Origin of the sequence: Desulforamulus putei DSM 12395, assembly GCF_900129195.1 — a bacterium.
In the GTDB taxonomy this organism is placed as follows: domain Bacteria; phylum Bacillota; class Desulfotomaculia; order Desulfotomaculales; family Desulfotomaculaceae; genus Desulfotomaculum; species Desulfotomaculum putei.
Map to the genome: position 1 here is coordinate 1 of NZ_FQUY01000027.1, position 24,693 is coordinate 24,693.

At 51.3% G+C, this 24,693-nt stretch carries 28 protein-coding genes; 1 reads left to right on the forward strand and 27 read right to left on the reverse strand.

The features are described 5' to 3' along the window. The 24 genes from BUB67_RS13600 to BUB67_RS13715 form a co-directional block, all read right to left on the reverse strand. Positions 1-115, reverse strand: a 115-nt coding sequence (locus tag BUB67_RS13600) for a MerR family DNA-binding transcriptional regulator (protein WP_143156989.1), incomplete at its 3' end; no start/stop codon positions are given. Positions 116-333: 218 nt separating this feature from the next. Beyond that, positions 334-738: a cytidine deaminase gene (locus BUB67_RS13605; protein ID WP_073239957.1), complete on the reverse strand. Its 405-nt coding sequence runs from the start codon at positions 736-738 to the stop codon at positions 334-336. Between the two features lie 122 nt (positions 739-860). Then, the gene (locus BUB67_RS13610) at positions 861-1,220 is read right to left on the reverse strand and encodes a diacylglycerol kinase family protein (protein ID WP_143157089.1); all 360 of its coding nucleotides are present in this window, start codon (positions 1,218-1,220) and stop codon (positions 861-863) included. Positions 1,221-1,318: 98 nt separating this feature from the next. Then, positions 1,319-1,780, reverse strand: coding sequence for an rRNA maturation RNase YbeY (ybeY, locus tag BUB67_RS13615; protein WP_073239959.1), 462 nt, complete (start codon positions 1,778-1,780; stop codon positions 1,319-1,321). Further along, positions 1,761-3,920: an HD family phosphohydrolase gene (locus BUB67_RS13620; protein WP_073239960.1), complete on the reverse strand. Its 2,160-nt coding sequence runs from the start codon at positions 3,918-3,920 to the stop codon at positions 1,761-1,763. Before BUB67_RS13620 ends, ybeY begins: the two co-directional genes overlap by 20 nt. 35 nt (positions 3,921-3,955) lie before the next feature. Next, the gene (locus tag BUB67_RS13625) at positions 3,956-4,918 is read right to left on the reverse strand and encodes a PhoH family protein (protein ID WP_073239961.1); all 963 of its coding nucleotides are present in this window, start codon (positions 4,916-4,918) and stop codon (positions 3,956-3,958) included. After that, positions 4,915-6,186, reverse strand: a complete 1,272-nt coding sequence (gene yqfD / locus BUB67_RS13630) for a sporulation protein YqfD (protein WP_073239962.1) — start codon at positions 6,184-6,186, stop codon at positions 4,915-4,917. The genes BUB67_RS13625 and yqfD overlap by 4 nt, the downstream gene beginning before the upstream one ends. Next, complete coding sequence (gene yqfC / locus BUB67_RS13635; protein ID WP_073239963.1) at positions 6,187-6,486, reverse strand: sporulation protein YqfC; 300 nt, start codon at positions 6,484-6,486, stop codon at positions 6,187-6,189. A gap of 56 nt (positions 6,487-6,542) precedes the next feature. After that, complete coding sequence (locus tag BUB67_RS13640; RefSeq protein ID WP_238457064.1) at positions 6,543-6,830, reverse strand: hypothetical protein; 288 nt, start codon at positions 6,828-6,830, stop codon at positions 6,543-6,545. Positions 6,831-6,918: 88 nt separating this feature from the next. After that, positions 6,919-7,098: a 30S ribosomal protein S21 gene (rpsU, locus tag BUB67_RS13645; protein WP_073239964.1), complete on the reverse strand. Its 180-nt coding sequence runs from the start codon at positions 7,096-7,098 to the stop codon at positions 6,919-6,921. Positions 7,099-7,224: 126 nt separating this feature from the next. Further along, entirely contained in the window at positions 7,225-7,566 is a 342-nt protein-coding gene (locus BUB67_RS13650) for a histidine triad nucleotide-binding protein (RefSeq protein ID WP_073239965.1), read from the reverse strand. A gap of 96 nt (positions 7,567-7,662) precedes the next feature. Continuing rightward, entirely contained in the window at positions 7,663-8,973 is a 1,311-nt protein-coding gene (gene mtaB, locus BUB67_RS13655; protein ID WP_073239966.1) for a tRNA (N(6)-L-threonylcarbamoyladenosine(37)-C(2))-methylthiotransferase MtaB, read from the reverse strand. 12 nt (positions 8,974-8,985) lie between these two features. Further along, positions 8,986-9,726 carry a 16S rRNA (uracil(1498)-N(3))-methyltransferase gene (locus BUB67_RS13660; RefSeq protein WP_073239967.1) on the reverse strand — a complete coding sequence of 247 codons (741 nt, stop codon included), beginning with the start codon at positions 9,724-9,726 and terminating at the stop codon, positions 8,986-8,988. A gap of 2 nt (positions 9,727-9,728) precedes the next feature. Then, positions 9,729-10,655 (reverse strand): 50S ribosomal protein L11 methyltransferase, encoded by a 927-nt coding sequence (prmA, locus tag BUB67_RS13665; RefSeq protein WP_073239968.1) that lies wholly within the window; start codon positions 10,653-10,655, stop codon positions 9,729-9,731. 86 nt (positions 10,656-10,741) lie between these two features. Next, positions 10,742-11,872: a molecular chaperone DnaJ gene (gene dnaJ, locus BUB67_RS13670; protein ID WP_073239969.1), complete on the reverse strand. Its 1,131-nt coding sequence runs from the start codon at positions 11,870-11,872 to the stop codon at positions 10,742-10,744. 85 nt (positions 11,873-11,957) lie between these two features. Then, the gene (gene dnaK / locus BUB67_RS13675) at positions 11,958-13,796 is read right to left on the reverse strand and encodes a molecular chaperone DnaK (RefSeq protein ID WP_073239970.1); all 1,839 of its coding nucleotides are present in this window, start codon (positions 13,794-13,796) and stop codon (positions 11,958-11,960) included. 42 nt (positions 13,797-13,838) lie between these two features. Continuing rightward, positions 13,839-14,444 carry a nucleotide exchange factor GrpE gene (gene grpE, locus BUB67_RS13680; protein WP_073239971.1) on the reverse strand — a complete coding sequence of 202 codons (606 nt, stop codon included), beginning with the start codon at positions 14,442-14,444 and terminating at the stop codon, positions 13,839-13,841. A gap of 13 nt (positions 14,445-14,457) precedes the next feature. Beyond that, positions 14,458-16,029 (reverse strand): TCP-1/cpn60 chaperonin family protein, encoded by a 1,572-nt coding sequence (locus tag BUB67_RS13685; protein WP_073239972.1) that lies wholly within the window; start codon positions 16,027-16,029, stop codon positions 14,458-14,460. 20 nt (positions 16,030-16,049) lie between these two features. Further along, entirely contained in the window at positions 16,050-17,093 is a 1,044-nt protein-coding gene (gene hrcA / locus BUB67_RS13690; protein WP_073239973.1) for a heat-inducible transcriptional repressor HrcA, read from the reverse strand. 145 nt (positions 17,094-17,238) lie between these two features. Then, positions 17,239-18,375: a radical SAM family heme chaperone HemW gene (gene hemW / locus BUB67_RS13695; protein ID WP_073239974.1), complete on the reverse strand. Its 1,137-nt coding sequence runs from the start codon at positions 18,373-18,375 to the stop codon at positions 17,239-17,241. A 44-nt stretch (positions 18,376-18,419) separates the two neighbouring features. Then, the gene (gene lepA / locus BUB67_RS13700; protein ID WP_073239975.1) at positions 18,420-20,225 is read right to left on the reverse strand and encodes a translation elongation factor 4; all 1,806 of its coding nucleotides are present in this window, start codon (positions 20,223-20,225) and stop codon (positions 18,420-18,422) included. A gap of 90 nt (positions 20,226-20,315) precedes the next feature. After that, complete coding sequence (locus BUB67_RS13705) at positions 20,316-20,690, reverse strand: hypothetical protein (RefSeq protein WP_143157090.1); 375 nt, start codon at positions 20,688-20,690, stop codon at positions 20,316-20,318. A gap of 51 nt (positions 20,691-20,741) precedes the next feature. Next, positions 20,742-21,866, reverse strand: coding sequence for a stage II sporulation protein P (gene spoIIP, locus BUB67_RS13710; protein WP_084127755.1), 1,125 nt, complete (start codon positions 21,864-21,866; stop codon positions 20,742-20,744). Positions 21,867-21,996: 130 nt separating this feature from the next. Then, positions 21,997-22,320 (reverse strand): phage holin family protein, encoded by a 324-nt coding sequence (locus BUB67_RS13715; RefSeq protein ID WP_200798179.1) that lies wholly within the window; start codon positions 22,318-22,320, stop codon positions 21,997-21,999. Positions 22,321-22,454: 134 nt separating this feature from the next. Here BUB67_RS13715 and rpsT point away from each other — a divergent pair, with 134 nt between their 5' ends. Next, positions 22,455-22,721, forward strand: coding sequence for a 30S ribosomal protein S20 (gene rpsT / locus BUB67_RS13720; RefSeq protein WP_073239977.1), 267 nt, complete (start codon positions 22,455-22,457; stop codon positions 22,719-22,721). A gap of 59 nt (positions 22,722-22,780) precedes the next feature. Here rpsT and holA read toward each other — a convergent pair whose 3' ends face one another. The 3 genes from holA to BUB67_RS13735 all read right to left on the reverse strand — a co-directional run bounded on the left by holA (position 22,781) and on the right by BUB67_RS13735 (position 24,690). Beyond that, entirely contained in the window at positions 22,781-23,833 is a 1,053-nt protein-coding gene (holA, locus tag BUB67_RS13725; RefSeq protein ID WP_073239978.1) for a DNA polymerase III subunit delta, read from the reverse strand. Continuing rightward, complete coding sequence (locus BUB67_RS13730) at positions 23,834-24,154, reverse strand: MTH1187 family thiamine-binding protein (RefSeq protein ID WP_073239979.1); 321 nt, start codon at positions 24,152-24,154, stop codon at positions 23,834-23,836. Positions 24,155-24,345: 191 nt separating this feature from the next. Continuing rightward, positions 24,346-24,690, reverse strand: a complete 345-nt coding sequence (locus BUB67_RS13735; RefSeq protein ID WP_238457065.1) for a hypothetical protein — start codon at positions 24,688-24,690, stop codon at positions 24,346-24,348. Positions 24,691-24,693 lie beyond the last annotated feature (3 nt).

The following is a 24,693-nucleotide window of genomic DNA, read 5'->3' on the forward strand; positions in this document are numbered from 1 at the left end:
GCTGACCGCCAGGTAAACGGACAGGCTTAATCAAACCTTGCTTCTCCCAGTTGCGCAGGCTGTTCGGATGTACACCTAATTTCTTTGCCGCTTTGCTTATAGTTAATAGTTCCATAAGTTTATTGTATTATGTTTGTTATGTTTTATCAATGTTTGTCGGAAATAAGGTAGCTGTTACGTACCTCCCTGCAAAAGGTAATCCCACAGCTGTTCGCTGTTAGCTTAAGGGTATTTCTTTGGGGTCTAGACTTCAGCCGTCAGCCATCAGCCCTTAGCTTTTTCGTCTCCCAAAGCTGATGGCTGAAGGCTGATGGCTTGACCCCAAAACATTCCTCATTCTTTCTCCATATCCCGGGCAGTGAAATATCCAGGTAACAGTTCCTCTACCGTCGTGGTCACATATTGACCCTCTAGGTTCGCCATATGTACTTTGATTTTCCCGCCGAATTCCGATAGTACCTGGCGGCAGGCCCCGCAGGGACTGCAGAGGGTGGGCACGTCCGCTACCACTGCAATGGCAGCAAAATTTTTGTATCCTTCCGAAACAGCCTTAAAAACCGCCGTCCGTTCGGCGCAGCAGGTAAGGCCGTAGGAAGCATTTTCCACATTGCAGCCGGTAAATATTTTTCCCTCTTCCGTCAACAGGGCAGCCCCCACTTTAAACTTGGAATAGGGCACATAGGCCTTTTCTCTGGCCTCTTTGGCCATCTCTATAAGTTTCTCCGCTGATACAGTCATTTAAAACCTCCTTGTGCTAATGCTGCATTCCTTTTGGGTCAAGCCATCAGCTGTCAGCCTTCAGCTTTAGGAACCAGCTTAAAAAAGCTGATAGCTAAAGGCTGAGGGCTGATAGCTTGACCCTAGAGAAATACCTTTAAAATTTTCGGCCATAGAATAAAATATGCCACCAGCAGGGAGTTGATGGCTGCCAGGAGTACTGCGCCGGCGGCGCAGTCTTTGGCCGCTTTGGCCAGAGGGTGCTTATGCGGGGAGGATACGTCCACCGCGGCTTCAACAGCCGTATTGATGCATTCGGCAGCTAAAACAAAAATGATGGCAAAGATAACATCCACCCATTCAGAAGGGGATAAGCGCAAAAAAAGGCCCACCGTCACCACCGATATGGCGGCAGCAAAGTGAACCTTCATATTCCTTTGGGTCCGGAATGCGTAAAGGATCCCGGCCAGCGCATAGCCAAAACTTCTGATAAAACCTTTCATCCAAGGTAACCCTTTCATAACAGTTCAAGATGATGGGTCTGAAAAACCTAAAAGGCTGATGGCCGATGGCTGACGGCCTGACCCCAAAGAAATACCCATTAGCGCCTAATATTCAACCTGCTCAAGATTGCCTCTTCCTTTTCCCGCATAACCTGCCTGTCCTCTTCGGTTTGGTGGTCGTATCCCAGAAGATGCAAAGAGCCGTGGGCGGTCAGGTACGCCACTTCCCGTTCAAAGGTGTGTCCGTATTCCTCCGCCTGGCGCTGGGCTGTAGGCAGTGAAATAACAATATCCCCCAACAAGTCCTCCGCTTCCTCTGCTTCGGGCATGTCCTCTCCTTCATTTAAAGCAAAGGACAAAACGTCCGTGGCTTTATCAATCCCCCGGTATTCGGCGTTTAAACTTCGTATGTAGTTGTCGTCCACAAAGATCAACCCTACTTCCGCCTCCGGTGAATATCCCTCGGATTGCAAAGTTTCCAAAATCACGGTTTCCACCAGTTTAACCAGGTTGTCATCCACTGCTATTTCTTCCTGCAAATTACTTACGAGAACCGGCATGGGGAGTCTTTCTCCTTTCCATCTCCTGCTTCATATCAGGATACTCAATTCGGTTATGGAAAATACCTGAGAGTACCCGCAGGAAACTGTTGGCGATTGCATCCAGGTCTTTAAGGGTCAGATTGCACTCATCTAACTGGCCGTCCATTAACCTATCTTTAATAATTTTCCGCACCAGCCCTTCCACCCTGCCGGGGGTGGGGTTTTGCAAAGAGCGGACAGCGGCCTCGATATTGTCGGCCAGCATCACGATGGCCGCTTCTTTGGTCTTGGGCTTGGGACCTTCGTAGCGAAAATCTTCTTCGTTTACGGATTCCGTGCGGTCCCCTTCCAGGGCCTTGTGATAGAAAAAGCTACACAGGCTTTTGCCGTGATGCTGCTCGATAATGTCTATGATGGGCTGGGGTAATTTGTGTTCCCTGGCCAGTTCCACTCCGTCTTTGATGTGAGACGTCAGTATTAAGGTGCTTAAGGTGGGGGCTATTTTATCATGCGGGTTGTCTCCCCCCAATTGGTTTTCTATAAAGAAATAGGGTCGCTTTATTTTACCGATGTCGTGATAGTAGGCCCCTACCCGAACCACCAGGGGCTCCGCCCCCACGCTCTCAGCTGCCGCTTCGGCTAGGTTGCCCACTAAAATACTATGGTGGTAAGTTCCGGGGGCCTCAGTTAAAAGTTTTTTCAGCAGCGGGTTGTTGGGGTTGGACAGTTCCAGCAGTCTTACGGTTGAAGTAATGCCAAAACTGGTTTCCAAATAAGGAAGGGCGCCATTGGTCAGGATGGAAGACAGCAACCCGTTGGCGATCCCTAGGGCCAGGGAGGAGGTCACCAGCAGGTACCAGGGAAACCCCGTAATAAGCCCCACCACAGCAATAATCACCACATTGGTGGCTCCCACGTAGATACCGGCCCGCACCAGGTCACCCCGCTGACTTAACTTGGAAACGCTGTAGACGCCGCTGACACCTCCCACGAAACCAACCAAACTGTAGTGAAACTGGTTGCCTGCCATCACCCCCAGCAGTAAAGAAAGATTCATCACCAGCAAGAGCGCCAGCCGCGAATCCAATAAAATGGTAATTAACATGCCGGCCGCTGCCAGGGGGGCCAAATAACCAAAGAGCGCCCCGAATTCCGGCCAGTGGCTGATATTGATGGCCATGACCGCCCGGGACACAACCAGCGTGATCAGGCTGATAATGCCAATTAAGTTAAGGTAACTGCCGTTGCGGTAGATGTCCTTGTGGTGGATATAGGTATACAGCAATACCACCGACATCAACAGAGCCACCAGCAATCCGGTACCCAAGAGGGTGGTAAAGGTATGCTGGGGCCTGGATAAACCCAGAGCTTGCAATTTCGTGATGTGTTCTTCCGTAACCACATCGCCCTGGGAAATAATTCTTTCTCGATACTGAATACTTACCCGCACAGGAGGAACACTCTCGGCGGCTTCCTGCTGCAGCAGGCGGTATTTCTCCTCATCAAAAAAGGCATTGGCACGCAGAAATTGCCTGATCAATCCCTGACCTAACCGGCGATAGGGTTCTGAAAACTGTCTGGCCGCCAATTTGGCGGCGCCTCTGTCCTTTGCCTCTGACAATTTATCCGGGGTAATACCCTCGCCCTGGTCCAGGACCTCGGTGAGAACGGCGTCAATCCCCTCCGCCAGTTGGTCGGTGTTGGTCTGGCTGCCCACTGCCAGCTTTTCCAGAGTTTGTTCCGGCAAATCAAAGGGAATCAGTGATTTCAGCCGGGTAACCTTTGTTGCCGTGTCGGTTTCAGGCTCTGCCTGAACCGATTTGACGTCCTGCAGGACCTGGTTAATATCCTTGCGTACCGCCGCAGAAACCTCCTGGTTGATTTCCGGCACCCTAGGCACCTTCTCCATGGCTTTGCGGCGTTCTTCAGAGGTTTTTTCCTGGTCAATATAAACCACACTTTTGGGCGCGTAAATGGTAGAAGGAGATATCTGCCCCACCTGCAGGTTCACTTTTTGGGGGACAAATTCAAAGGATACCAGTATGGTAATCAGCAAGAAAAATAAACCTGCCGCCAGATAACGCCTAAAATTTTCGTTTTTGAAAAGATATTTAAGGCCTCTGACAAGGCCGCCGCCGATTTCTCGCCATGAAAACATAAATCATCACTCCCCGACCTACAAAGAGGCCTGTCCTACTGTTCAGCCTGCTGCTCGTAAGCCCGGATAATCTCCATCACAAGGGGGTGGCGCACAATATCCGCTCCGGTCATCCATTGGAAGGCAATGCCCTTGACTCCTTCCAGCACTCTTTTGGCATCCACCAGCCCGGAAACCTGACCCTTGGGCAGGTCTATTTGCGTAATGTCTCCTGTAATCACTGCTTTGGAGCCAAACCCCAAACGGGTTAAAAACATTTTCATTTGCTCCGGTGTCGTATTCTGCGCTTCATCCAAGATAATAAAGGCATCTTCCAATGTTCTGCCTCTCATGTAGGCCAGGGGTGCAATTTCAATCATATTTCTTTCCAGGTATTTTTGTGTATGGTCCAAGCCTAAAATATCATACAGGCTGTCATAGAGAGGTCTCAAATAGGGATCAACCTTTTCCTGCAAATCACCGGGCAAAAACCCGAGCTTTTCCCCCGCTTCCACGGCGGGACGGGTAAGAATAAGGCGGTTGACTTCCTTTTTTCTTAAAGCATTGACTGCCATGGCCACCGCCAGGTAGGTTTTTCCGCTGCCGGCAGGGCCGATGGCAAAGACAATATCATTCTTCTTGATATTTTGAATATAATCTTTCTGCCCCAAGGTTTTGGGCTTCACCTGCTTCCCCCGGGCCGTTACCAACACAACGTCCTTTGCCAAATGGGTTAAAGCTTCTTTAACGCCTGATTTTACGGATCTTAATACGTAATTAATTTCATGACGGCCAATACGATTGCCGGACTTGTAGTATTCAAACAACTGGGAAAATACCTCTTCCCCCTGCTGAACCTGCTCGGGGGCGCCCAAAAGCGTAAGTTCTTCTCCTCTGGCCACGATCCGGATGCCCAGGCCTTGTTCGATTAAGTTAATATTTTCATCCTGTTTGCCAAAAATTTCTGCTGCAGCTTCATTATCGTCAATAACTATTTTTCGTTCCGTGCGTTCGGTCAATCGTTATCCTCCTCAGTTGCCTTGAAGGGTTTCATGATACCTATATCCTCTACAGTTTCAACAAAAGCTTTCATTCTAACAAGCTCTTCTTCTCTTCCGATATTCACCTGTTCAAGACGACGCTCTATAACCTTTGCCCCCTCGGGCAGCTTGGCATTCACTTCTTCCATAGCCTTTTGTTCAGCAATTCTTTTGGCGCCTTCCCGGCCGTAATGAACCCGTTCCTTGATTTTTTCAAGATAATGCACAGTTCTAAGTTCGACGGGAATTACAATATTCCTCCATCGCGGCAGACTTTTAACGGTCTGCTTCTCTTCGTAATACCGGTACGGGGATTCTCCAGGTCCTGATATGATTATTTCCTTGGTTCCAAATTTAATACGAACGGAAGTTTTTTGCTGGCCGGACAGTTTTTCGAGGGTTTCGGAAATCCTGCATTCCCCGTAACCTTCATACCATACCCTGGCCCTGACGATACCCTTTGCCTGCACAAAGCGACTGACTGTTTGGGGTTCCGGCGGTTCCTGGCCCCGGGGCAGAGGTTGGTTTGTTTCCTCCGGTATCATTTCTTCTTTGATTTCCCCACTGATAAGGATACTGCCCGGAAGAACCGTGTCCCCCTCTTTTACCATCGCTTGTCCGTTTAACACCAGAACTTCTTTAATCAGACCGGCCTTGCCGGCAACAATATGGGCGGCTTCTCCTTTGTGCGGGTCTTCCTGCATTAATTTTCTCTCCGCGATTTCGATGGTGACCCGGGTTCCCTTGACATAAACGCCGGCCCAGGCCACTGAGGGAATTTTTTCCCGCAGGTTCCTTTCTACCTGCTTGGCGTCCAGGTCCCACTTGGCCACGCCGGGCCTCAATCCTGCCTCGGCGGCAATTTTCTTAATTTCTGCATCCGAAAGCTTGTCATTGCCGGTGACATTAATAAACCAGACAAAGGAGGATAAAAAATAAAGGGTTACTAAGAAAAACACTCCCCCGATGGCCAGCAGTTTACGTTTCTTCATACGGTTGATCATAAAAGGCATACCTCTGCGCTCAACAATCTTAAAACAGCTTTTGGTAGCCCTGGCGATATGCCTCAGGGGACGCACATCGGAGATACGGACCCGTACCCTGACCCGGTCGTTGCTTAACCGGGTAATATCCCATAAATAAATTCCCCTGCTGGCAGCCATGTTAACAAATTTCTCAAGAAACTCCCCTCGCACCACCAGGGATACATGTCCCAATAAAAAGGAAAATAATCTCAGGAGAACCATTTACCACACCTCCCCCGGCGCAAGAAAACACAGGGATTTTATCTGCCCTTCCACACAAATCTCATCGGTCTTGATATTGCGCAGGACCAGCCTGTCACCCGTAATGCCAACTTCCCCTTCTCCCACCTTCACCCGGATCTTTTCAGTGGTATATTCCACAATGCCCCTGTGGTTTTCAATAAAAACTTGCAAATTGCCCACCAGCACAATTTTGGGCAAGTCCAGCATAACGTCATTGGGAATCTCAAAAAAATCTGAGAACTGTTTTTTAAACTTTTTTTGCAGATCTCGTAAGGACATAAAAAAATCCCCTCCTAGGGATATGTGTATGCATCCCGGGAGGGGAAAATTACTAATTAATGGCAGACCCTGTTTCTTCTGCGCCGGGCCGCCGGAGGCCCGAGAATTTCAGAGAGAACAATGCCGTTTTTCAGCATGGCCGGGTTCAGATGCCCGTCAATGAGTGCGGCGCCGGCGGGGCGTAAGGGGGTGGCGGCTACTCCCTGCAAGCCCAGGAGTTTCTCCAGGTCCTGCCGGGGGGCCACGTAGCCCTCCTCCCGGTGTTGCCGGTTTGCCAGGGTGATTTTACGCCAGAAATTTATTTTGTTGGCCAACCAGCCGGACATTTCTGCTAAAAAGAGCATCTGCTTCACCCCCATCATGTTTTGCCGCGGATTTAAAGAATGCTTGGCATGTTACTTGCCAAGCATTCTTTGGTCGGATCTTGCGTTATTATCGAAAGCTTTTACGTTTTCGAGCTGCTTCGGACTTCTTCTTTCTTCTTACACTGGGTTTCTCATAATGTTCGTGTTTGCGTGCCTCAGCCAAAACGCCAGCCTTTTGACAGGACCGCTTAAAGCGCCGGAGGGCACTGTCCAGTGTCTCGTTTTTGCCTACTCTAACTTCCGCCACTCAATTTCCCTCCCTCCGCCAAACCATAAAAACCTGAAATAAGTACCAATATATATCGAGGTAAAAATTACAAAAACACAATACCACTTAATTATAACTTGAACTCCTCAAACGGTCAACAAAATATTAACCCGGAGGCCACTGCATCTTTCTTCCCCCGATCAGGTGGAAATGAACATGATACACCGTTTGGCCTCCCTCTTCCTTACAATTGGAAACCACCCGGTATCCCTTTTGCAATCCTAATTCCTTCGCCAATTTGGCTGCCGTGACTACGATGTGGCCCATTATTTCTGCATCCTCGGGGCTCAAGTCCTCAAGGGAGGAAATGTGTTTCTTGGGGATAAGCAATACATGTACCGGCGCCACAGGGGCAATGTCTTTGAAAGCAAATACCCTGTCATCTTCATATACCACCTGTGAAGGTATTTCACCGGCAATGATTTTACAAAAGAGGCAGTTTTGCACCAATTACACCTCCCCCCAGGGCAAAATAAAACTATTTCTAGATAGTCTTTCCTAAAAGTGTATTCAACACACCATCAATATTATCCTGCTACGGTGTTAAATAATTCTGCCTTTTAACAAGGAACCCTGTACATCTTCAATATGTACGGTGACAAGTTTTCCCCGTAAATGCTCCTCACCGGGGAATACAACCTTGAGATAGGTATCGGTGTGGCCCTCAAACAAACTTTGATCTTTCTCGAAGGGCTGTTCCACCAGCACCTCCAGGTCCTTGCCCACCTGCCGCCTGGCAAATTCATGGGCCAACCGGTTCCCCAGTTCAATTAACCTTTTGCTGCGATCTTCTTTTTCTTCCGGAGAGACCTGGTTGGTCATTGACGCCGCCGGGGTTCCTTTGCGGGGTGAGTATTTAAAGACGTGAACGGACGCAAATCCCGCTTTGGCTACCGTGTTCAGGGTATTTTGGAAGTGAACTTCCGTTTCCCCGGGAAACCCCACAATAACATCGCTGGTAATGGCGACCCCTTCAATGGTCTTGTAAATCCGGTTGATTAAATCCAGAAACCGGCGGGCATTGTAGCGGCGCTTCATCCTGGCCAGGATCTCGTCATCCCCGCTCTGCAACGGGATATGCAGGTGACGGCAAATGTTGGGGTTATTGGCCACGGCCTCAATGAGGGCATCGTTGATGTCATGGGGTTCCACCGAACCCAGCCGCAGCCTGGTGAGCCCCGGCATTTTGGCCAGGCGCTCCACCAGCCAGCCCAGGTCAATGTTCTGGCCATGGAAATCCTGACCGTAGGCCCCGATATGAATACCGGTCAGTACAATTTCCTTGTATCCCTGCTCGATCAATTCAGCGGCGGAACGGAAGACGTTTTCTGGCAGGCGGCTTCTCACCGGGCCGCGGGCGTAGGGAATGATGCAGTAGGCGCAAAAACTGTTGCACCCTTCCTGAATTTTAAGAAAGGCCCGGCTTTTGCCCTGTTCGGTGGGCACCGGCAGTTCTTCAAAGCAGTCGCTTTTCATTACGTCAGCAACGGCGTTCACAGGGCCTTTCTCTCTGGAATGGGTCTCCACCAATTGAACAATCCTGCTCTTATCGCCGGTCCCTACCACCAGGTCAACACCGGGAATCTCCATCACTTCTCCAGGGGAGGTCTGCGCATAGCAGCCCGTAACCGCGATCACTGCCGCCGGGTTTTGTTTGGCTGCCCGGCGTATCATTTGCCTTGATTTACGGTCCCCCAGGTGGGTCACCGTGCAAGTATTAATGATATAAACATCTGCCGGCTGATCAAAGTCCACGATTTGGTAGCCGGCCCGGCGGAATAAATCAGCGATGGCGGAAGACTCATACTGGTTGACTTTGCAGCCAAGGGTATAGATAGCGGCGGTTTTAGACATTGATCTGCCTCCTTAGCCCAGCTCCCCGTAATGATACAGTACCATAGTCAAAGCCGCCGGCCCTGCCGTTTCGGTGCGTAGAATACGGGATCCCAATGTAATCCTGTGGAATCCTTTCTCCCTTACCCGCGCTGCCTCTTCCGGTGCAAAACCGCCTTCCGGCCCGATAAACAGGTAAACTTCCGAGGGCGCTGCCACGCTTTGCAGGACTTCCTTAAGGGACTGCTGTTTTTCGTCCTCCCAGGGCATCAATGCCAATACGCCGGACGGCATGCCGGCCAGTACCTCATCCCAGTTACGAAGTCTTTGTACTTCCGGAACACCGGTGCGGCGGCACTGTTTGGCGGCCTCCATGGCCACCCTCTGCCACCGTTCCTGACGCTCGGCCACCTTTTTGCCCTCCAGCTTAACCACTGACCGAGCGGCTGCCAGGGGAATAATCCGGTGCACTCCCAGCTCCGTACATTTTTGAATAATGGTCTCCATTTTATCGCCTTTGGGCAGTCCCTGAACCAGCGTTACCTTGAGGCTTGGTTCGGAATCTGTCTTTTCCTGTCCCAGTAGACGGCAGAGGATTTCTTCTTTATTTATTTCACATATCTCCGCCGAATAAACAGACCCTGTGCCATCCAGAAGGGTCAGGGCATCTCCGGCTGCCATGCGTAAAACACGGCTGATATGTTTAACATCCGGTCCGGTGATAAGGGCTGTGTTTCCTATAATTTGCTCAGGTTGAACAAAAAACCGGGGCAAGCTTATCCCTCCCAAACACTAAGGTAAGACACCCATTCCCCGTCTTCCTTACGCTCTAAAACCTTGAATCCGCTCTGCTGCAGCTTCTCCTTGACTTCCGCCGCCCGGAAACCAATGATCCCAGAGGTAATAAAGAAGCCACCGGGCTTGAGAATCCTCAACACATCCGGCGCCAGGATGATGATCACATTGGCCACAATGTTGGCAATGACAATATCCACCGGCCGGTTCACTTGATCCAGCAGGTTGCCGTGGAGAACTTCCACCTTGTCCTGAACATGATTGAGTTGCACATTTTCCCGGGCCACTTTGACCGCCACTTCGTCCAGGTCTACGGCTAAAACCCGGGCAGCGCCCAGTTTCGCGGCGGTTATGGCGAGAATCCCTGTACCTGTCCCCACATCCGCAACCATCTCGCCGCCTCTGATGATCCCTTCCAAAAACTCCATACACATGGTGGTGGTAGGATGATTGCCGCAGCCAAAGGCCATGCCGGGGTCCAGTTCCAGTACAATGCGCCCCGCCGGCGGGGTATATGCTTCCCAGCTGGGTTTCACCGCCAATTTACGGCCAATCTCCACCGGTTTGTAATAGGCCATCCAGGCGGTGGCCCAGTCCTCCTCCGCCACCCTCGCCGTTTCAACCTTTGGCACAGAGGGTAAGGGCAGCCCGGCCAGCCTTTCCTGCAGCAGCGCCAGCTTGTCCTCCAACGTCGGGCCTTCGGGTAAATAAGCCTTGACGATGGGCATGGGACGGTTCAAGACCTCCGGCGGGAATTCGTAATGATCCCAAATATTGGCTTCTATGTATTTAGAAATTAAGGCGGGGTCTTCAATGACAACCCCGCCGGCGCCTAGTTCATCAAAAATGTTACTTACCATGTCGATCCCCTCATGAGGCACATGGACGGCGATTTCGAGCCAGTTCATTTTCTTCCTCCAAAATAACAGATAACTAAAGTCTAGGGGCGCTTAATTAGCTGGCCTTAGCTTTTGGCTATAGCTATGACTATATTCTATCCCATGAACGCATCTTTCATTTTTTCAAAGATATTTTTTTCCGCCCCTTTAGGTGGCTTTTCGCCGCTGAGTCTGGCAAATTCACGCAGCAGTTCCTTTTGTTTTTCACTGAGCTTGGTGGGTGTTACCACTTTCACGCGGACATGCTGGTCGCCTCGGCCGCTGCCGTTGAGGTAGGGAATTCCCTTGCCCTTAATGCGAAAAATTGTACCGGTTTGGGTTCCCTCGGGCAGTTTAAGATCGGCGGTACCGTCCAGGGTGGGCACTTCGATGACATCCCCCAAGGCGGCCTGGGCAAAGGAAATTTCGATGTCGCAAATAACATCGTTGTCTTCTCTTCTGAAAAACTTGTGCGGGCGGACCAAAATGTAAACGTAAAGGTCTCCTGGCGGGCCGCCCCTGAGACCGGCTTCCCCTTCACCGCTCAGGCGCAGGCGGGAGCCGTCATCCACCCCGGCGGGAATCTTAACATGGAGGGTCCTGGTTTTTCTGATCTGGCCGGCGCCCCGGCAGGTGGGGCAGGGCCTTTCAATGATTTTTCCGGTGCCGCGGCACGCTTCACAGGTGCGGCTCTGGACAATACGGCCAAAGGGGGTATGGGAGGCGTATTGGACCTGCCCGGTACCCTGACACACGTTACAGGTCTTGGGTCTGCTGCCCGGCGCCGAGCCGCTGCCGCCACAGGTGTCACAGGTTTCGGTGCGGGGTACCTGGATATCCCGTTCCACGCCAAAGGCTGCTTCCTTAAAAGAAATTTCCAGGTTAACCCGTAAATCATTCCCCTTCTGCGGGCCGGTACGCTGCCGTCCCATGCCCCCGAAGAACATATCAAAAATATCGCCCAACCCGCCAAAGTCGGCGCCAAAACCACCAAAACCACCGGCGCCAAAGCCTTGGCCATCGGTGGCAGCGTGGCCGAACTGGTCATAGGCCGCCCGCTTGTCAGGATCGCTTAATACAGCGTAGGCTTCGGCAATTTCTTTAAATTTGGCCTCCGCTTCCTCTTTGTTCCCCTGGTAGGCATCCGGGTGATACTGGCGGGCCAACTTGCGGTACGCCTTTTTAATTTCCTCCTGTGTGGCGCCCCTGGGTACACCTAACACCTCATAGTAATCTCGCTTAGCCATGCTTCACCACCTTACATTCATAAATTACAGGGGAATGACCATTCCCCTGTAATCCGGAAACACTACTATATTATATTACAACCGCCTACTTGTTGTCGTCTTTTACTTCGTAATCTGCATCAACAACATTGTCCTTTTGCGCATTGCCGCCACAACCGCCACCGGCGCAGCCGCCCTGAGCATCCTGCTGGGCCTGCTGCTGGTACATGGCGGAGGTCAGTTCGTATAGGGGCTTGGTAAGTTCTTCTAATTTGTTCTTAATCCGGTCAATGTCATTGCCGTTCATAGCCTGCCGCAGCTCTTCAATGGCCTTTTGAACGGCTTCTACTTTGGCTTTGTCGGCTTTATCACCCAGATCCTTGATGGCTTTCTCGGCCTGGTAAATCATGGAATCAGCCTGGTTTTTCACTTCCACGGCTTCTTTCCGTTTCTTGTCTTCTTCAGCGTACTTCTCGGCTTCCTGGACCATTCTGTTGATTTCCTCTTCGGACAATGCGCCGGTGCCGGTAATGGAAATGCTCTGGGCTTTACCAGTACCCAAGTCTTTGGCGGATACCGAAACAATGCCGTTGACGTCAATGTCAAACTTTACTTCAATCTGCGGCACGCCGCGGGGCGCCGGCGGAATACCGGTGAGCTGGAATCTGCCCAGTGTCTTGTTGTCGGCAGCCATCGGCCGTTCACCCTGCAGTACGTGAATCTCCACCGAGGTCTGGTTGTCAGCGGCAGTGGAGAAAATCTGGCTTTTGGAAGTAGGAATGGTGGTGTTGCGTTCAATGAGTTTGGTAAACACACCACCTAGGGTCTCAATGCCCAAGGACAGCGGTGTTACGTCCAGCAGCAGTACATCCTTCACTTCACCGGCCAGCACACCGGCTTGAATGGCAGCCCCGATGGCTACGCATTCATCGGGATTAATACCCTTATGGGGTTCTTTGCCCAGGAACTTCCGAATGGCCTCCTGAACAGCCGGAATACGGGTGGAACCGCCCACCAGCAGAACTTTGTCGATATCCTTTACATCCAGCCCGGAATCGGCTAGGGCCTGGCGGGTGGGGCCCATGGTTTTTTCCACCAGGTCGGCGGTCAGTTCTTCGAATTTGGCCCGGGTTAAGTTCATGTCCAGGTGCAGCGGGCCGTCGGGACCGACGGAAATAAAGGGCAGGTTAATATTGGTGGTAACCACCCCGGACAGTTCTATTTTCGCCTTTTCGGCCGCCTCTTTCAGGCGCTGCATGGCCATTTTATCCTTGGTCAGGTCAATGCCGGTATCCTTTTTGAATTCAGCCACCAGGTAATCGATGATGCGCTGGTCAAAGTCATCGCCGCCCAGGCGGTTGTTACCGCTGGTGGCCTTCACTTCAAAGACACCGTCACCCAGTTCCAGAATGGACACGTCAAAGGTACCGCCGCCCAGGTCAAAAACAAGAATGGTCTGGTCCTCTTCTTTGTCCAGGCCATAGGCCAGGGCTGCCGCTGTGGGCTCGTTGATGATGCGCAGCACCTCCAAACCGGCAATCTTACCGGCATCCTTGGTGGCCTGACGCTGGGCATCACTGAAATAGGCAGGAACGGTGATGACGGCCTGGGTGACAGGCTCGCCCAGGTAAGCTTCGGCATCCGCCTTCAGTTTGGAAAGAATCATGGCAGAAATTTCCTGCGGGGTATACTCCTTGCCATCAATGGTCACTTTATGGTTGGTACCCATGTAACGCTTGATGGACAGCACCGTCCGGTCAGGGTTGCTGACGGCCTGACGCTTTGCCACCTGACCCACCAGGCGCTCGCCGGTCTTGGAAAAGCCCACGGCGGAAGGAGTTGTTCTGCCTCCCTCGGCGTTGGGAATAACAACGGCTTCGCCGCCTTCCATCACTGCCACACAGGAGTTGGTAGTTCCCAAGTCAATACCGATTACTTTTCCCATATTGTTAGCCTCCTGAGAAAATTTTTTGGCCATTGGCCTCTGCTATGATTTAGCCACCTTCACCATGGAAGGTCTGATCACTTTTCCTTTCAGGTAATAGCCGCGTCTCAGTTCTTCCACGACGGTGTTCTCCGGTTCGCCGGTGTCTTCCACCTGCATCACCGCTTCGTGAAGATTGGGGTCAAAGGGCTCTCCTTTCGCCGGGATGGGCGCCAGGCCTTCGGCGCTTAGTATATCGTTCAGTTGGCGGTGAATCATTTCTACACCGCTGATAAATTTTTCACCGCCGTCACCGGCAGAGGCCAGAGCCCTCTCAAAGTTATCCAGCACAGGCAACAGGTTCTTAATCAAATGCTCGGCGCCAAATTTTAAGAGGTCTTCCCTTTCCTGCCGGGTGCGGCGGCGCAGGTTTTCATAGTCTGCCTGCAGTCTCAGCGCCCGGTTAAAGTTATTTTCAGCCTCGGTGGTCTTTTCCCTTAACAGCTTTTTTAATTCCTCCGGGTCATCGGGCAAGCCGTCGGACCCTACGGGAGTATCCCCGACCCCTTGATCCACTGCTTCCTCTGCAGGGGTATGGGGGCAGTTCTGCTCTTGCAGGTTCTCTTCCTCAGCCCCTTCTTGGCCCTGGTTCATTTTTTCTTCGGTCACTGTATCACCTCACCTAAACTCCCTGGTCAAGTCCTTCTCCGGGAGGTTGTTTATGATCTTTCATCTTAATAATAGTATCAATGCGCAAAATTGCTTCGGCAATTTCGCCGGCTGCCTTGAGGGCATGAATCTTTACCAGCGCCGGGTCCAGGACACCGACATCAAACATATCAATAATTTCACCGGTGTCGCAGTCCACCGCCAGGGAAATTTTATTTTGTTCCGCCTGGGCCGCCAGTACATCACCAATTTTTTCCAGTGGGTTGAAGCCAGCGTTGGCAACAATTTGAGCCATGGGACGCCGCAAGGTTTCTGCCACACAGCTGACGCCATAGGCGGCCATACCCCGGATGTTCTCCCGGACTTTCTCCACTTCCCGGGATACGGCCAGTTCCAGTGCCCCTCCGCCGGGAACCACACCGCCTTTGACGGCTGCCTGCACCGAACTGGCCGCGTCCCTGGCGATGCGCTCCCGTTCCCCCACCACTTCCTCGGTGGCGGCGCCTACCAGTACGGTGGCCATGGGTTTGCCCCGACCATCTAAAATCCAGACCTGCTCCAGCCTTTCGTCCTCCAGCACTTTGCCGGCATGGCCCAGGGATTTCTCCAGTTCAGCCAGCTCCTTTTTTAAGCCGGTGCGCTTAATGACACGGGCCCCGATGTGTTCCGCCGCCCGGCGCAATTCTTTGTTTAAGACCCGTTGTACCACCATGACCCCGGCATCAGTCAGCATTTCTTCGGCTGTATCGTCCACGCCGCGGTCCACCAGCACCAGGCCCACTCCCAGGTCGATGATTTTTTGAATATTGGCCCTGAACTCCCGCTGTAGTTCCAAATAGCGGGCAAAACCGGCTTCTGTACCGAGAGCCTCGTCTTCAATTTCTTCCGGCTCCAGTGCGTCATCAATGACCAGTATCTTGACATTTTCCAATTGACGGGGCATTTGTTTGTTCATGGTTTCCTTGTTGATGATAACCCCCATGAACACCTGGTTGGCGGCCCCTTCTTTCGATGTAACGGTGTCGGACAATTTGAAATTGGGGTCCAGAAGTTTTTCCTTACCGATTAGCCGTGCCGCTTCCACCACCAGGTCGGCGATATCCTGGTGTTCCCGGCCTGCCACCAGGGCCACCTGCTTAAGCCAGGGGTGCTGTAAATCCTCCAGCGGGATGGCCTGCTCCTTCATCACTTCCAACGCCCGCCGTACCCCGGCACGGATTCCTTCAATAACCCGGGCCACCGGAACCCCCTTGACCACCTGCTCTACCCCGGCGCTGACCAAAGCGCCGGCCATGACAGTGGCGGTGGTGGTGCCATCCCCGATCTCTTCCTGCTGGGATTTGGCAATATTAATGACCATCCTGGCGGCCGGGTGGTTGGCTTCCATCATGGTAAGAATGGTCACCCCGTCGTTGGTAATGACCACCTCACCAAATTTATCCACCAGCATAGTGTCCAGGCCTTTGGGCCCCAGGGTGCCTTCAACGGCTGAGGCAATGGCCCGGACCGCATTTGAATTGGTCATCAAGGCAGCCAATTTTTCATTGACTTCAGCGCCCTGACTGGCCTGTTGTTTGAGACTCACGAAACGGTTCCTCCTTAAAATTAAACCTGACCCTTTAGTAAACGCTCTAGGGTACGGGAAAGATTACGGGACATGCAGTCGATTACGGTAACCACCCTAGCGTAATCCATCCGGGTGGGCCCCAGAACACCGATGGTTCCCAAAATTTTATCCCCCACCTGGTAGGTGGCAGTGATCATACTGCAGTTTTGCATTTCCTTCCGAGGATTTTCGCTGCCTATTTTAATAGTAATGCCCTGGGAATCCCTCGGCGTCTCCAGTATATCCCGCAGCGTGTCTTCTTGTTCCAAAAGAGACAGCAGCACTTTCACCTTCTCTATATTGTGAAATTCCGGCTGGTTCAGAATATTAAATACCCCTTCAAGGTAGATTTTATCCTCACTGACCGAGGTGATCCGGTCCTGGATTAATTCCAGGGCTAAATCCAAAATATTCCGGTGTTTGGCCAGTTCGAAGTAAATCTCTTTAATCAGGGTCAGCCGGATGCTGTCCATGGTCCTGCCCTGGAGTTTGGCATTCAGCACCCCGGAAATCTGGTACAGGTCCTGCTGCGTAATGTTCTCCGGCACAGGCATCATTTGATGGTGCACGGCGCCGGTATCCATTACCACAATGAGAATGGCCTGGGCCGGACCCATGAGGACCAGTTGAATGTGTTTATAGGAGCTTTGGCCCAAATAGGGGGTCTGCACCAGGGCGGTGTAATTGGTAAGCTGCGACAGCATTCTACCGGTGCGGTTCAAAACCTCTCCCACTTCCCGGACTTTGTTTTCATATCCGCGCCGAATGGCCCCCTCTTCCTGCTCGGTGAGCTGCTCCAACTCCATCAGGCAATCCACGTAATAACGGTAACCGAGATGGGAAGGAATGCGACCGGCGGAGGTATGGGGCTGCTCGATATACCCCATCTCTTCCAAATCCGCCATTTCATTACGAATGGTTGCCGGACTGACTCCCAGTTTGTATTTCCGGGAAATGGTCCGGGAACCAACAGGCTCAGCGGTAGAAATGTAATCTTTTATGATGGCCAACAGAATTTTTTGTTTACGTTCATCCATTTTCACGTCGGCTCACCCCCTGCTGCACCTTAAAAGGGTGTTAGCACTCTAAGTTGATGAGTGCTAATCTAATTTAAAATGTAGCAAATGGAAAAAACTTTGTCAATGGCCAACAGCCGGTGGCCAGACTCCAAAGAATTACCCTGTAGCGCTATACAAATTCCGCAAATACCTGATTGGCCACCGGTAAACCTTTTCCTGTTAATCTAAGATGCCCATCTGCCAACTCTACTAAACCCTTCTTTGCCAACTCCCTGACTTGTTTGCCAAAAACATCCGTCAGGTCTACGCCAAATCTTTGGCGAAAACCGGTAAGGTTTATGCCCTGGATAAGCCGCAAGCCCAAAAAAACGGTCTCTTCCATCCGCTCCCTGTGGGAAAGGCCCTGAACCTCTTTAACCGGCCTTTGACCCGCCTGCAGTAAAGAGACATATTGGTCAAGGTCTTCCACATTTCCCCAGCGTGTATGGTTTATGTGTGAATGGGCGGCAGGACCCAGTCCAAGGTATTCCTGGTTATGCCAGTAAAGCAAGTTATGCCGGCAGCGGTAACCGGGTCGGGCAAAGTTTGAGATTTCATAATGCTCGTACCCTGCGGCAACTAAAAGTTCAATGACGCTGCGGTACATTGCCAATTCCAGTTCCTCCGGGCAGGCAGCCAGCCGGCCCTGATCAATGGCCCGGGTCAAGGGAGTTCCCTCCTCCAACTGCAGGCTGTAACAGGAAACATGGTCCGGCTGTAAATGGAGTATTTCAGACACAGACTGCCGCCATTGGGCGGCAGTCTGTGTCGGCAAACCAAAAATCAGGTCAAGGTTGAGATTTTCAAAACCTGCCGCCCGGGCGAACTGTACCGCCTGTCTGGCCTGGTCAAAATCGTGGAGGCGCCCGATCACACGGAGCAGTTCCCGGTGGGTGGACTGAACACCCAGGCTCAAGCGATTAAAACCTGCAGCCCTCAGTTCCTGCAGGGAAGCCAGGGTTACCGTTCCGGGATTTGCCTCGGTGGTGATCTCAGCTCCCGTCATAATGGTAAAGGCCCGGGACACCCGCTCCAAAATGCCGGCCAACTGCCTGGACATAAGACAAGTGGGCGTACCGCCGCCCACAAAGATTGTCGCTATTTGTTTCTCCGGAGAGCCGAAGGTTTCCCCGTAATAATCGATCTCCTGCGCCAGGCCCCGGAGATACTGCTCAACTTGTCCCTGCTTGACGGGATAGGAGGTAAAATCACAGTACAGGCACTTTTGCACACAAAAGGGTACGTGAATGTACAAACCTATTGGCATGGGTCCACCAACTTATTCCTGATTTCTTTGAAGTGTTGTCACCACTATTCTTCAATACTTAAGACAGCCATGAAAGCTTCCTGGGGGATCTCTACATTCCCCACCTGTTTCATCCGCCGTTTACCTTCTTTTTGTTTCTCCAACAGTTTTCTCTTACGGGTGATATCGCCGCCGTAACACTTGGCCAGAACGTCCTTGCGCAGAGCCTTTACAGTCTCCCGGGCGATAATTTTATTACCGATGGCTGCCTGGACCGGAATCTCAAACATATGCCTGGGGATCAAGGAACGGAGTTTTTCCACCAGGGCCCTGCCCCGAGTATAGGCCCTTTCCCTGTGGACAATACAGGACAGGGCATCCAGGACCTCCCCGTTGAGCAAAATATCCATCTTAACCAGGTCGGACTCCCGGTAACCCACCATCTCATAATCCAGGGAGGCGTATCCCCTGGTCCTTGACTTTAACTGGTCAAAGAAGTCATAAATAATTTCCGATAAGGGAATCTCATAGGTCAGCATCACCCGGTTGACACCCATGTACTCCATGTTGCTGTAAATGCCCCGCTTACCTTGGCACAGTTCCATGACCGTACCCACATAGTCTTTGGGCACCATAATGGTAGCCTTTACAAAGGGTTCTTCAATCTTTTCAATCTTGTTGACCGGTGGTAAATTGGTGGGGTTGTCAATTTCCAGCACCTCTCCCTTGGTGGTGGTCACACGGTAAACCACACTGGGGGCGGTGGTAATGAGATTCAGGCCGTATTCACGTTCCAGGCGTTCCTGGATGATTTCCATGTGCAGCAGTCCCAAAAAGCCACAGCGGAAACCAAAACCCAGTGCCTCGGAAGTCTCGGGCTCATAAATTAAGGAAGCATCGTTTAATCTCAGCTTATCCAGGGCGTCTCTCAAGTCTTCATAATCAACGGTATCCACCGGGTATAACCCGCAGAACACCATGGGGGTCACCTTGCGGTAGCCCGGCAGCGGTTCAGGCGCCGGATTTTCGGCAGAGGTAATGGTGTCACCCACCCGCACATCCTGAACATTTTTCATGCTGGCCGCCACAAAACCAACTTCGCCGGTACTCAGTTCATCTACAAAAATCATATTGGGGTTAAACACACCCACTTCGGTGACCTCGAATTCTTTCCCGGTGGCCATCATGCGGATCCGCATGCCGGGCTTAAGGGTGCCCTGGACAATGCGAATGTAAGCAATGACACCCCGGTAGGAATCATAATGGGAATCAAAGATCAGGGCCTGCAGGGGAGCAGCGGGATCACCCTGCGGCGGGGGTATCTTGGTAACCACCTGTTCCAGGATCTCTTGAATGCCAAGGCCGGTTTTGGCGGAAGCCAGTACCGCCTCGGACGTGTCCAAACCGATAACGTCCTCTATTTCCTGCTTTACCCGCTCCGGTTCGGCGCTGGGCAGGTCAACTTTATTGATGACCGGGATAATTTCCAGGTCATTTTCCAATGCTAAATATACATTGGCCAGGGTCTGGGCTTCAATGCCCTGGGAGGCATCCACAACCAGCAGGGCCCCTTCGCAGGCAGCCAAACTCCGCGAAACTTCATAGGTAAAGTCAACGTGACCGGGAGTGTCAATCAGATTCAATTGGTATTCTTGGCCGTCGGCGGCCTTGTAAAAGAGGCGGACCGCCTGCAGTTTAATAGTAATGCCTCTTTCCCTTTCTAAATCCATTTTATCCAGTACCTGCTCAGTCATTTCCCTTTCACTGAGGGCGCCGGTCTGTTCCAGTATTCTATCGGCCAGGGTCGATTTGCCATGATCAATGTGTGCTATAATGCAAAAGTTTCTAATACGGTTTTGGGGCGTTGCCATCCATACTCCCTCCTGCTCCGAAAAACGACATACTCTTTCATTATAGCACCGGATAAGTCTTGCTTCAACTTGTACACCCGTACCCTGGATCTATTCTTTTATTCGCTGGTAAACCGCCCTCACTTTATCGGATGACATCCAGGCATTCCATTGTTCCCGCATTACCCTTTTGACCCTGGCTGCCTGTTCATTTACCAGGGGATTTGTTTTTATCTCCTGCCACTTTTGTTCCGCCACTCGCAGGCATCTGTCAGCCCTGTCTTTGGCAACCGGGAGATCCGCCGCCAGGGTTTCTCCCAACAGTTCAATTTGCATGACGCCGGACTCCTGTTCGGTCAGGTTGAATAAATATACGGGCCGCTCCGGTAAAACAATGTCATTAAAATACTTATTGGCGGTGTATACCCCCAGTCCTACAGCCGCAAAAAAGGCGCTCAGGGCAACCACAAACAGCGCGTTTCTCATAATAAAAACAGGCACCTCCCCCCTCATAAGGATGTGCCTTTTAATGAACCTCTATACATTTTCTTCCATCTCGCCCGGTGAAAGACCTGCCGGCGCTTTTTCTTCCTTCTGCGGGATCTTCCTGGTGGTTATTTCCTCTTGAACCACCTTGGCCAAGGCATCCGCCAGCATTTCCCCGCTGGCCACCGCTTCTTCCAGGGAATTGTTATCGGTACCAATTTCCAGCAACAGGGACCCGGGGTGTAAAAACTGGTTATAGCGGCCCTCCTTAACCCTGACCCCCATGCATAAACCCGGATACAGCTCATTGATTTTGTCTGCCAGGCGGCAGGCAAACTGATAGTTTTGCTTCCAGTTGGGAAAGGGCGCCCTTGCATCGGAACCAACAATAATTAAAATCGGCGCCACTTTTTTCCCTTTTACTTCCACCAGGCTTTCCTGGCGGGTCCGCCCCGCATCCCGGTGAATATCCAGCAAGGCAATCATGTGCGGGTTTTTTTCTACCATTTCCCGGGCGGTTTTTTTAGATTCCAAATAAGAGGTGGCATAGCGGGTATCATGAATACGGTCCGAAAGAACAACCCGAATGGCATATTTGTCTTCCAGTTTTTTTTGTACTGCCTTCGCCACCGTCACCACGCCGCCTCGCTGGCCGGTTAACCGGTCGATGCCGTCTGTTAAGGTATAGGTTTCTCCGGTATGGGTGGTATAAATTCCCACCAGCACATCCTGGCCGTTCCTTTGTCCAGGCTGCAGATCTTCCCGTATTTCCGGTATTGCAGGATCGACGGCGATGACCGTTACCTCCGGTGGACTAATCTGCCCCAACAACGGCATTTGGGCCCGCAGGATACCGGCAGGGTTTCCGTCGATGCCGGCAACTCCTGTCAGCCAGGACAGCAATGCCCGGCCGGGACTTTCCATTTCCTCGGGAGTATCCTGCCAGGCCAAAGCGGGCATTGACGCCAGAATCATTCCCCTGGGGTCCTGAAACATTTTGCGAACCAACCAGTCTGCTGATTGAACCAGCGCTTTCCCGGCGGTTTCATCTCCCAACCGGAGGCCGCCGAACAGCAACGCGGCCCAAAACAAGCCAATAAAAACGATGGAAAGGATAGAGGCGGTTCTTTTTGTCTTAACTCTGATTCCCCGATAGTACCTATGGATAAAAACCACCCCCCGCCGGGGCTTGTATAATTAAGGATATGCCCCACGAATGGAGGGTATGTTATGCAATTACCCTGCATATTTAGCTGCCAAAGCAAAAAAGAAACCTTACCTGGCAGGTAGGTTTCTCAAGTTTATACTATCGAACAACCGTGGGTACAAAGGCATCAATAAGACCGATAATAAAGGCAGAAATTAATGCGCCAAACAAGCTGACATTGAGCAGGTTAGGAACAATAAATTGTGCCAGGTAAATGACTACCGCCGCTGTCACAAAACCAACCAGTCCGCGGTTCCGAGGCGATACCCGGTCACCCAGTAAACTTTCGGCTATGTAGCCCAGGACGGCAATGACCACAGCAGCAATCAGGGCGCCAATGAAACCGCCACGCACTACGAAACCGGGCGAAAGCCAGCTTACCACGATTAATACCAGCGCTGAAACGATGAACCTGACAACCATGCCCAACAAAATAATCACCTCCTGTCATGAATTCTGTCATTATCATTTACCAAAATCGGTTATGATATACGAAAGTTGCTTGCATTTTAAATTTGAGCGTGGTAAAATACTGCTTGTTGGGGAGGTGAGAAAATTTGCCTAATACTAAGTCTGCTGCTAAGCGGGTTGAACTTACACGGAAGCGCACCATTCGGAACGCCAGTATTAAATCCGCTGTAAAAACCGCCATTCGCAAATACGAAGAAGCTCTGGTAAATGCCAGCCGGGAAGTGGCGCAGACTGCTCTGCGTAAAGCCCTGGTTGCTCTTGATAAAGCTGTTACCAAAGGCGTTTTACATAAAAATGCCGCAGCTAGAAAAAAATCTCGCCTAACCAAGCGTTTTAACAAAATTGCTGGTTAATCAATAAAACCACCCTGCCGGGGTGGTTTTTTACATTCTTTCCAGACAATCATCCTCTGCTACAATTGACTGAACTTGATTAAAGTGCTTTCAATGGCCGGCAGGAAATCTTGCCGGCCCTTTTTGATGTCCGCATCGATAACTGCAATCTGTTCCAAGGCCCACTCCAGTTTACGGGAACCGCTTTTTCTGGCCTGATGTAAAGCCTTTCTGACAACAAAATCTTGGAGGCCCAACTTCCCGGCCACCTCCCTTTCCGGGCAGCCTTCCCGGACCAGCGCTTCCACCTGAATGGCGATGCGAATTTGGCGTGCCAGCATGGCCAGAATTTTCGGGGGTTGCTCCTTGAGGGCCAGTAACTCCCGAATTCCCGCCAGCGCATGGGAGGTGTGACCGGCCACTGCCTCATCCACCACAGTAAAAATATTCTGCTCTACATTCATAACTCCCACCTGCCGGACATCCCGGAGGGTGATTTCCGATCCCTCCCCCAGGTAAGTAAGAAGTTTTTCAACTTCGTTTGACAGGTTCAACAGTCCCAATTTGCCATTGGCCTCCACCAGGGCCCTGGCGGCTGCCGGGTCAATCTTTTTACCCGCAGCCTTTATCTTTTGAGTTACCCAGGAAACCATTTCCGCCTGCTTCAGGGCTTTAAATTCGATGGCTTGTCCTGCGGACCCAACGGCTTTATAAAGTTTTTTTCGGCGATCCACCGGTTCCCCGGTCATAAAAATGAGGCAGGTGGTGGGTGAAGGATTGCTCAAGTAATTTAACAGGATGGCTTCCTTGCCGCTTGTTTTACCGTCCTCTGACGCCTGCTCCCCGTCGCCTTTGGCCTTACCCTTGCCGGAAAACCAGGGGGTATTTTTCACGATGACCAACCTCCGCTCAGCCAGGAAGGGCAAATTTTCCGCCAGGGAAACAACGGCTGCCAAGTCGGTTTCTTCGCCATCCACAACGTCCAGATTAAAATCCGCTGCCTGGGGGAGTAATACCTCCTTAAATTTCTCCACGGCCTTTTCCTTCAGATATTCCTCTTCGCCGTAAAACAAGTAAACCGGGGATATTTGTCCCCTTGCCAGGCTGTTCAGCAATCCTTTATAATACTCCATTTAATCCGTGCCACCCGGTGTCATTAATTTCGTTTCAACCGAAGCAACCTTTCCTTGCATGGTGCCCTCTTTATCTCTCCGGTCATCGATGCGGATGGTGGTACTGACCCTGGAGGCCCCTACCAAAAAGGGCTGCTCATGCATTTGGCGGACCAATTCCATAACCCTTGTCAGGTCCCCCTCAATGACTGTCCCCATAGGGGTTAGCTGGTATTTAATACCTGCCGCCTGTTCCAATACCCTCACACAACCGGCCACAAAGCTGCTTAAACTGGTACTGCCGGTTCCCAGGGGAATCACGGTAACCTCCACGATAGCCATATTAAATATCACCTCTCCAGAATTCTCTCGTATTTCTACTACAGTTATTATATTACAGCAACATACTGTTCACAAAGGGTTTCCGTCATAATCGGACAGGCAGCCCTTTCGCAAAGCAGGTTGTAAATATATGATAGGCGCTGTACCCCGGTCTTTCATATGTCTTGGACAAGTCGGCGTCAGCATGAAAATCATGTAATTCCTCCAGATATACTGTCACCGGCTTCGAAATTCAAAGTAAAGTTTAACGTGGTAGAGGGATTAATATAGATGGTCAGTTCAGCGGCAGCTGCCAGCCGTCTTGTTCCCGGCGAGTACTCCAAATCAAAGGGAATGCCAAGTTTTATCAGTAAGGCTATGATGGCGTTGAGTTGTGTAATTTTAATGGTATCGCAATTTAATAGCGTGTTAAATGTATCATTGGCCAGCAGAACATTAATTTCCTTAAAGCCCTTAAGTATTCTAAACCGCTCCCTTTTGATTTTTATACATTTATGTCCTTTTATAAGATTGGTTCTAGGCAGGAAAACCGTCACCCT